Source organism: Acidisphaera rubrifaciens HS-AP3, from assembly GCF_000964365.1.
GTDB classification, from domain to species: domain Bacteria; phylum Pseudomonadota; class Alphaproteobacteria; order Acetobacterales; family Acetobacteraceae; genus Acidisphaera; species Acidisphaera rubrifaciens.
The window spans coordinates 1-8,300 of sequence record NZ_BANB01000450.1 but is presented as its reverse complement, the minus strand read 5'-3'; the positions used below and the strand labels follow the sequence as shown (position 1 = coordinate 8,300).

The window sequence follows — 8,300 nt, the reverse complement described above, 5'->3', positions numbered from 1 at the left end:
ACGCGCCCGCCGCGCAGCACCAGCCGCGCATCCGGGATGTTCGCGACCGGCGAGCCGTCCATCCGCCGCGCCAGGGCGAACAGCCGTCCGCGCACCGCGCGGCACGCCGCGTCCACCGCCGCCCCGGCGGAGGCGGCGGTCCACGACCCGCCCTCCAGCGGACTGTCCGGCAGACGCGTGTCGCCGAGCCGCACCGCGACCCGCGCGATATCGACCGCGAGCGCGTCGGCGGCGATCTGCGCCAGGATCGTATAGGTGCCGGTGCCGATATCAGCGGACGCCGTCGCCACCTCCGCCGTGCCGTCGGCGCGCAGCACGGCGCGCGCGGCGGTCGGCATCATCATCGCGTCCCACACGCCGCCCGCCATGCCCCAGCCGATCAGCGTGTCGCCCTCGCGCATCGACCGCGGCGCCGGGGTGCGCGCCGCCCAGCCGAACCGCTCCGCCCCCGCCGCATACGCCTCGCGCAGCGCCTTGCTGGTGAACGGCCGTCCGGCGTTGCCGTCCGTCTCGGCATAGTTGCGCAGCCGCAGCTCGACCGGATCGACGCCGACCCGTTCCGCCAGCTCGTCCATCGCCTGTTCGAGCGCGAACAGACCCAGCGCCGCCCCCGGGGCGCGCATGTCGGCGGGCGTGTAGGTGTCCAGCTTCGCCAGCCGGTATTCCAGCCGCACGTTGTCGCACCGGTACAGCTGGCCCGACCAGTTCACCACGGCTTCCTGGTAATCCTCGAACCGCGACGTGCCCGCGACCGCCGTATGCTCGACCGACAGCAGCCGCCCGTCCTTATCCGCGCCCAGCCGCACGTCCTGGATGGTCGCGGGCCGGAATCCCATGCTGAACATCTGCGGCCGCGTCAGCACCACCCGCACCGACCGGCGTAGGTCGAGTGCAGCCATCACCGCCAGGAACGCCTGATACTGCGGCCGCAGCGCGAGGCCGAACGCCCCGCCGACAAACGGCGAGACGACGCGCAGCCGCGCCTCGTCGAGGCCGAACACGCCGCGCAGATAGTCGCGCGTGTTGCCGACGCCCTGCGTCTTGTCATGCACCGTCAGCACGCCGTCCGCGCCGAGGATCGCGGTCGTCGCATGCGGCTCCATCGGGTTGTGGTGCTCCATCGGCACCGCATAGCGTCGCTCGACCCGCACCGGGGCGCCACGGAACGCGCCCGGCGCGTCGCCGCGCGGCGCGGGCGGCGGCGGGATGCCGTCGCGCGGCTCCGGCGGCACATAGGCGGCATCCAGCGCGCCGGCGAGATCCGTCGTCGTCGCCTCGGCCTCGTACTCGACGCGCACCAGCCGCGCGGCATGGCGCGCCGCTTCGAACGTGTCGGCGACGACCAGCGCGACCGGCTGCCCGGCGAACAGGACGCGGTCGCCGTCGAGCGGCCGGAACGCCTCGCCCGGCGGCGCCACGCCGTCGTGATACGCGGCCGGCGCGCCGGGGACCGCCGGCCGGTTCTCGTGCGTATAGATGGCGATCACGCCCGGCGCCGCCAGCCCCTCGGCGGTGTCGATCGCGCGGATGCGCCCGCGCCCGATCGTCGCGGAGACGGCGGCGCCGTGCGCCAGTCCCTCGGCCGCGAACTCGCCGGCATAGCGCGCGGCGCCGGTCACCTTCGCGTGTCCGTCCACCCGCGCCTGCGGCCGTCCGACATAGGGCGCCGCGTCCTGCGTCCGCGTATCATGCACGGGCGTGGCCTCCCTGCGCGTCGCTGCCGCCCGCCGCCGCCTGTGCCAGCGCGCGCAGCAGCACGGCGCGTGCGAGCCCGATCTTGAAATCGTTGTCGCCCTGCCCCCGCGCGCCGTCGAGCAGGATGTCCGCCGCGCGGTCGAACGTCGCCTCGTCCGGCGCGCGTCCGCGCAACGCCTCCTCCGCCTCCGGCCGGCGCCAGGGCTTCTGCGCCACGCCGCCCAGCGCGAGCCGCGCCTCCTCGATGCGTCCGTCGCGCAGCCGCAGCGCCGCCGCGACGGAGACGATCGCGAACGCATAGGACGCGCGGTCGCGCAGCTTCATGTACGCCGTATGCGTCGTGAACCGCGCCGCCGGCAGATCGACCGACGTGACCATCTCGTCCGCGCCGAGCGTGGTGTCGAGGTCCGGCCGGTCGCCCGGCAGGCGGTGGAACTCCGCCATCGGGATCGCCCGCGCGCCGTGCGGCCCGCTCACCTGCACGACCGCCTCCAGCGCGGCGAGGGCCACGCACATGTCGGACGGGTGCGTCGCGATGCAGTGCTCGCTCGCGCCGAGGATCGCGTGCATGCGCGTCACCCCGCCGATCGCGGCACATCCCGCGCCGCGCGTGCGCTTGTTGCACGGCATCGACGGATCATAGAAGTAGTGGCAGCGCGTGCGTTGCAGCAGGTTGCCGCCGGTCGTCGCCGCGTTGCGCAGCTGCGCCGACGCGCCCGCCAGGATCGCCTCCGCCAGCAGCGGATAGGCCGCCGCGATCTGCCGGTCATAGGCGACGCGCGCATTGGTCACCAGCGCGCCGATCCGCAGCCCGCCATCGGGCAGCGCCGTCACCGCGTCCATGCCCGGCACCCGGCCGATATCGATCAGCCGCGGCGGCCGCTCCACGTCGCTTTTCATCAGATCGACCAGGTTGGTCCCTCCCGCGATGAAACGTCCCGCCGGCGCGCCGGCCTTCGCCGCCACGGCGTCCGCGACCGTCACCGGCCGCACATACGTGAACCGGTTCATGCCGCCGTCTCCGCCCGCTCGGTCCGCGCCACGTCCAGCACCGCCGCGACGATGTTCTGGTAGGCGCCGCAGCGGCAGATGTTGCCGCTCATCAGCTCGCGTATGTCGTCCGCGTCGCGCGCGTGCCCCTCGGTCAGCAGGCCGAGCGCGGAGCAGATCTGCCCCGGCGTGCAGTAGCCGCATTGCAGGGCGTCATGCGCGATGAACGCCGCCTGCAGCGGATGCAGCGTGCCATCCGCTGCCGCCACGCCCTCGATCGTCGTCACCGCCGCCCCGTCGCGCGTGACCGCGAGCGCGAGGCAGGCATTGATGCGCACGCCGTCCGCCAGCACCGTGCAGGCGCCGCACTGGCCGTGGTCGCACCCTTTCTTGGTGCCCGTCAGGCCCAGCCGCTCGCGCAGCAGGTCGAGCAGGGTGGTCCAAGGCTCGACCTCCAGCCGGTGTTCTCGGCCGTTCACGGTCAAGGTGATCGCAACGGCGGTGCTGTCGGCCGCGTCGCGGCGCGGCGGCGTTGCGGAAGGCGGCATCGGTTCATCCTCGGGGTTGCGGGGGTCGACCCTGCCAACGCCGTCATCCCGCGGACAGTTGCCGGACATGCGCTCCGGAGGCGGGGCCCGGCGGCCAGGTCCGGGCGCCCGCGCAAGCTTGGCCCTTCGCGCCCCCACCCCACCTGTTGCATCCTGGGCCGCCCGCGCCCGCGAGCACGACCGGAGAGAAAGTCCCGACCCATGCGCACCCAGGTCGCCATCATCGGCGCCGGCCCCGCCGGCATGTTCCTCGCCCACATGCTGCATCAGGCGGGGGTGGAGGCGATCGTCCTCGAACGCCGCACCCGTGCCTACGTGGAGGGGCGGGTGCGCGCGGGCGTGCTCGAACGCGGCACCGCCGCCCTGCTCGCCCGCCTCGGCATCGACGCCCGCATGAACGCCGAGGGCATCGTCCATGGCGGCGTCAACCTCGGCTATGACGGCGCGGTGTTCCGCATCGACATGCAGACGCTGACCGGCGGCGACACCGTCATGGTGTACGGCCAGCAGGAAGTCATGCGCGACCTGTTCGACGCCGCCGAGGCGCGCGGCGTGCCCGTCACGTTCGAGGCGGAGGACGTGGCCCTGCACGGCATCGACAGCGACCGCCCGCACGTCACCTACCGCCACGGCGGCGAGGCGCGGCGTCTCGACTGCGACCTCGTCGTGGGCTGCGACGGACAGCACGGCGTCTGCCGCGCCGCCATCCCGGCCGGCGCGCAGGAGATGTTCGAGCGCGTCTATCCCTTCGGCTGGCTCGGCATCCTCGCCGACGTGCCACCGGTCGCGGAGGAGCTGATCTATGCCAACCACGCGCACGGCTTCGCGCTCGCCAGCATGCGCTCGCACACGCGCAGCCGCTATTACCTGCAATGCAGCCTCGACGAGCGGATCGAGGACTGGCCCGACGAGCGCTTCTGGGACGAACTCGCCGTGCGCCTCGGGCCGGAGGCCGCCGCCTCGCTGACGCGCGGCCCGTCCTTCGAGAAAAGCATCGCGCCGCTGCGCAGCTCCGTGGTGGAGCCGATGCGCCACCACCGCCTGTTCCTCGCCGGCGACGCGGCGCACATCGTGCCGCCGACCGGGGCCAAGGGCATGAACCTCGCCGTCTCCGACGTCGCCATCCTCGGCCCGGCGATCGAGGCCTTCTGCCGCCACGGACGCAGCGAGGGCATCGACACCTATTCCGCCCGCGCCCTCGCCCGCGTGTGGAAGGCGGAGCGGTTTTCGTGGTGGTTCACCAGCCTGATGCACCGCTTCCCGGACATGCGCCCGTTCGACCGGCGGATGCAGGTCGCCGAACTCGCCTATATCCGCCATTCCGTCGCGGCGCAGACGGCGCTGGCCGAGAACTACGTGGGCCTGCCGATCGAGGCGTGAGGCCCCGCCGCGCTATCCGCGCAGCAGCACCACCGCCAGCACCGCCAGCACGCCGAGCCAGACCGCGCGCGAATGTTGCTGCAACGCGCGGAACTCGGCCTGTTCCGGCGCGCCGGCGGCGGGGTCGCGCAGCAGCCGGTATTCGATGAAATGCCAGTACGGCACGCCCACCGCCCAGGCGACGAAGAACCGCCAGACCCAGGCGGGCGCGGCGACGCGCGGCGCCGGCAGGATCAGCAGCACGTAGACGACGAGCAGAAGCCCGCCCGCCGCCACCGCCCCGCGTATCAGCCGCGCGCGGCGCCCCATCTCACGCCGCGCAGGCGGCGCCGCCGAGGACGCAGAACTTCGCGCAATGCGGATGGTTCAGCGCGACCGGCCGCAACGCGCCCGCGAGCGTGGGGCCGAGGTCGAATTGCGGGTCATACGGCAGCAGCGTGCAGGCAACGACCGTCGGCGCGTCCGCGCCCCGTCGCTTGACCACCATGCGCGAGGTCGCGCACATCACCGCATCCGGCCGCTTGCCGAGGATGCCCCAGCACGCCGTCGTGATCTCCGGCACGTCGACGCGCGCGTCCATCTCGGGGAACAGCATCAGCGCCACCGGGTCGTCCGCGTCGATCGGGATGCCGTGCGCCGCGAACAGCGCCGCATAGCCCGCCCGCATCGCGCCCTCGCCCTCGCCGAAGGCGCTCCGCCCGGCGACATGCACGATGAATCCGTTGCGCGACAGCCACGCCAGCCCGTCCAGCGCCTGCGCGAAACTGCCCGCGCCGCGTTCGACGTCGTGCCGCTCGGCGGCGTAATGATCGAGACTGACGCGCAACGTCAGCCGCCCGCCGGCCCGCGCGCCCACCGCCCGCAAAGCGTCTTCGTGGTTGCGCATCGGCTTCATCGCGTTGGTCAGCACCAGCGCGCGGAAGCCGCGCTCCAGCACGGCGTCGAGCATCGCCGGCAGATGCCGGTTCATGAACGGTTCGCCGCCGGTGAAACCGATCTCCCCGGTGCCCAGTGCCGCCGCCTCGTCCAGATACGGCAGGATGTCGGCGACCGTCGGATACACCAGCGCGTCGTTGCGCGGGCTGCTTTCGATGTAGCAGTTGGCGCAGGTGATGTTGCACAGCGTGCCGGTGTTGATCCACAGCGTGCGCAGCGTCGCAGGCGCGACGGTCGCCCGCGTCTCGCCGCGCGCGGTGACGTACGGATCGCGGAACTTGCCGGGCGCCAGCGGCGGCGGCGCGGCGGGCAGGGCGTCGGGTCGTGTCATCGGGACGGTTCCTCGGTCGGTCGGGCGGTGACGGCAGGCGCGCGATCGCCTTTCGTGCCGGCCAGCACGGAGATCAGCATGGCGACATCCGCCGCCGACGTATATGGCGGCCACGGCCGCGCCAGGAAGATGCCGATACAGCCACGGTTCGCCGGCGTGACGCCATCCGCTCATCGCGCGGGCTGGCGGTTGACGGTCCAGTCATAGTCGAAGAACCCCACGCGCCAGTCGTCGGGCAGCGTCGAGGCCCGCCAGCGGTTGACATACGCGAGCAGGCTCGGCGCCTTGGCCGGCGTGAAGTCGGACGTATAGAACTCGAAGATCTGCGAGACATAGACGCGCCCCCGATCCGGCGCCGGCCGCACCTGATACGGGCTCGAACAGAACTCGCGCGCCGCCGCCGACAGCTGCGCCTCCAGCACGCCCGCGCGGAACGGCACCCGCGGCAGGCGCGGGCAGCCGCGCACCATGCAATTCAGGCAGAAATGCACCCGCTCCTCGCCCAGCGGGCGGATCACGTCGTTCTCGTATTCCTTCAGCGTCGTATCCGTCCCGCCGATCCGCACCGTGGTGTTGGCAAAGAACGCGAACCGCGCGATGAGGCCGAGATAGTCCGGAATGCCCCGCCTGACGATGCCCAGCATCGCCGTCGCGTTGTAGGCGTTGAGGTGATAGGCGATGACGTCCGCCCGCGTCGGGAACGCGCGCGGATCGTTCTGCGGCCCCTGCGCCGCGACCGACGCGACCACCGCCTCCAGCGGGCCGGGATCGGCGGCGATGCCGGCGAAATCGACGCGCACGCGCGCATCGACACGGCGTTGCAGCACGCCCGCCCATGCATCGAGCCACGCCGGATAGGGCATCGCCGTCCCCGCCGCCCCCGCCTGCCGCGCGCGCAGGATCGCAGGCATCGCGAGTGCCAGCCCCGTGCGCAACAGCCACCGGCGCGGCAGGACGGTCACGTCCGCCCGGCCCGCACGCGCGCCGCATGGCGACGGTCGATCTCGATCCGCCGCCGCCCGCGCGCGGTCTTGCGCGTCAGCGCCGGCGCGCGCACCGGCGCGGGAGCGGCCTCGCTCTGTCCCGTCAGCGGGTTCCACCATCCCGTCTCCGTCCTGACGGAGCGCAGGATGTAGCTGTCGCGGCGGGCATTGTGCAGGCACATCGACATCGGGCCGTCCGCCGTCGCGACCATGAACACGCAGGCGTCGATGCGCTCGCACGACAGATGCCCCGCATCCATGAAGTCGTGGATGAAGAACGACAGCTTGTGCGCCCGCCCGCGCGCGGCGAACAGGTCGCGTCGCATCGCCCACAGCCGCCGCGCCGCCCACGGCACCAGCCGCGCCGTAGCACCCGGACGGCGCAGCAGCCCGCGCGACAGCGACAGCAGCGCCCGCCCGCGATGCTGCCGGTCGAACTGCACGCCCGCCGTCGCCCCCAGGATCGTCGCCAGCGCGGACGGATCGCCGAACAGATCGTGCACCCGCCCGTCGGCCACCAGCGTCATCGCATAACGGTTGCAGTCGGCGTGTCCCGCGATGGGCGTGTCGAACGCGATCTCCGCCCGCGCGCCCGCGCGTATCCGCCCGGCCACCGTGTCGATGCGTATCGGCTGCGTCCGCGCGCCCAGCGCGCCGCGCCCGGTCGCCGCCTGCAACTGGAAACTCGCCACCCGCACCACGTCGGCATGCACGACGAAGAACGCGACCACGTCCGGGATCTGGTCGAAATTGCCGTCGAACACGGTGGTGTTGAAGAATACCGACAGACCGAGCCCGCGCGCCCGCGCGATATACTCGGCCCGCAACGCGTTCAGCGCCACCTCGCTGTCGTAGCCCGCGCGCCCCTGCGTCATGTCCACGTGGAACGCGACGTCCACCAGCCCAGCTACCGCCAGCTCCGCCAGCAGCGCGCGCGTCGCCCTGATGCCGTTGGTGAACAGGCTCGGCCGCATCCCGCGCGCGCGCACCCGCCGCACGATCGCCACCAGCTCGTCGCGCCGGCGCAGGGTCGGGTCGCCGCCGGTGATCTGCACGTCGGTGTCCGGCCCGTACTGCGCGCGGATCATGTCGATGCGCGCGTACACCGCCTCCAGCGGGATGTCGTGCACCGCCTCGGCATGATCCGACAAATAGCAGAGCGTGCAATCCAGGTTGCAGCGCTGCGTGATCTCCAGCGCGACGCAGCCGATCGACCAGCGCCGGCCCATCGACTGCCGGTCGTGCCACTGCCCCGTCGCCTGCATGCGCGCGCGCGCCACCGCCAGCGGGTCGGCGCCGTCCGGCAGCGGCGCATACGGCCGCGCGGCCGCGATGTCCGCCGGGGAGAGAAGCCGGGTGTCGCACGTCATGGCACACCGCCTGTCGTCTCGTCTGCGTGCCCTACGCCCCAGATCGGAAGAGCACACGTCTGAACTC

General features: G+C 72.8%; 8 protein-coding genes. 1 reads left to right on the top strand and 7 read right to left on the bottom strand.

Annotation, left to right across the window (positions count from 1 at the left end):
• The 3 genes from B8460_RS12795 to B8460_RS12785 all read right to left on the bottom strand — a co-directional run.
• Nucleotides 1-1,694 (bottom strand): xanthine dehydrogenase family protein molybdopterin-binding subunit (locus tag B8460_RS12795; RefSeq protein ID WP_048861990.1); only part of this gene is annotated, 1,694 nt, incomplete at its 3' end.
• The gene (locus B8460_RS12790) at nt 1,687-2,706 is read right to left on the bottom strand and encodes an FAD binding domain-containing protein (RefSeq protein WP_048861989.1); all 1,020 of its coding nucleotides are present in this window, start codon (nt 2,704-2,706) and stop codon (nt 1,687-1,689) included. The genes B8460_RS12790 and B8460_RS12795, both read right to left, overlap by 8 nt.
• On the bottom strand, nt 2,703-3,233 hold the full coding sequence (locus tag B8460_RS12785) for a (2Fe-2S)-binding protein (protein WP_048861988.1): 531 nt from the start codon (nt 3,231-3,233) through the stop codon (nt 2,703-2,705). The genes B8460_RS12790 and B8460_RS12785 overlap by 4 nt, the downstream gene beginning before the upstream one ends.
• A 201-nt stretch (nt 3,234-3,434) precedes the next feature.
• On the opposite strand from B8460_RS12785, the gene pobA reads away from it, so the two are divergent.
• Nucleotides 3,435-4,613: a 4-hydroxybenzoate 3-monooxygenase gene (pobA, locus tag B8460_RS12780; RefSeq protein ID WP_048861987.1), complete on the top strand. Its 1,179-nt coding sequence runs from the start codon at nt 3,435-3,437 to the stop codon at nt 4,611-4,613.
• A 12-nt stretch (nt 4,614-4,625) separates the two neighbouring features.
• On the opposite strand, the gene B8460_RS12775 is transcribed toward pobA, so the two are convergent.
• The 4 genes from B8460_RS12775 to B8460_RS12760 form a co-directional block, all read right to left on the bottom strand.
• Nucleotides 4,626-4,922, bottom strand: coding sequence for a hypothetical protein (locus B8460_RS12775; protein ID WP_048861986.1), 297 nt, complete (start codon nt 4,920-4,922; stop codon nt 4,626-4,628).
• A gap of 1 nt (nt 4,923) precedes the next feature.
• Complete coding sequence (locus tag B8460_RS12770) at nt 4,924-5,880, bottom strand: radical SAM protein (protein ID WP_048861985.1); 957 nt, start codon at nt 5,878-5,880, stop codon at nt 4,924-4,926.
• Nucleotides 5,881-6,050: 170 nt separating this feature from the next.
• A complete protein-coding gene (locus B8460_RS12765; RefSeq protein ID WP_048861984.1) occupies nt 6,051-6,842 on the bottom strand; it encodes a DUF547 domain-containing protein in 792 nt (263 codons plus the stop codon).
• On the bottom strand, nt 6,839-8,233 hold the full coding sequence (locus tag B8460_RS12760) for a radical SAM protein (RefSeq protein ID WP_084623610.1): 1,395 nt from the start codon (nt 8,231-8,233) through the stop codon (nt 6,839-6,841). Before B8460_RS12760 ends, B8460_RS12765 begins: the two co-directional genes overlap by 4 nt.
• Nucleotides 8,234-8,300: the final 67 nt, after the last annotated feature.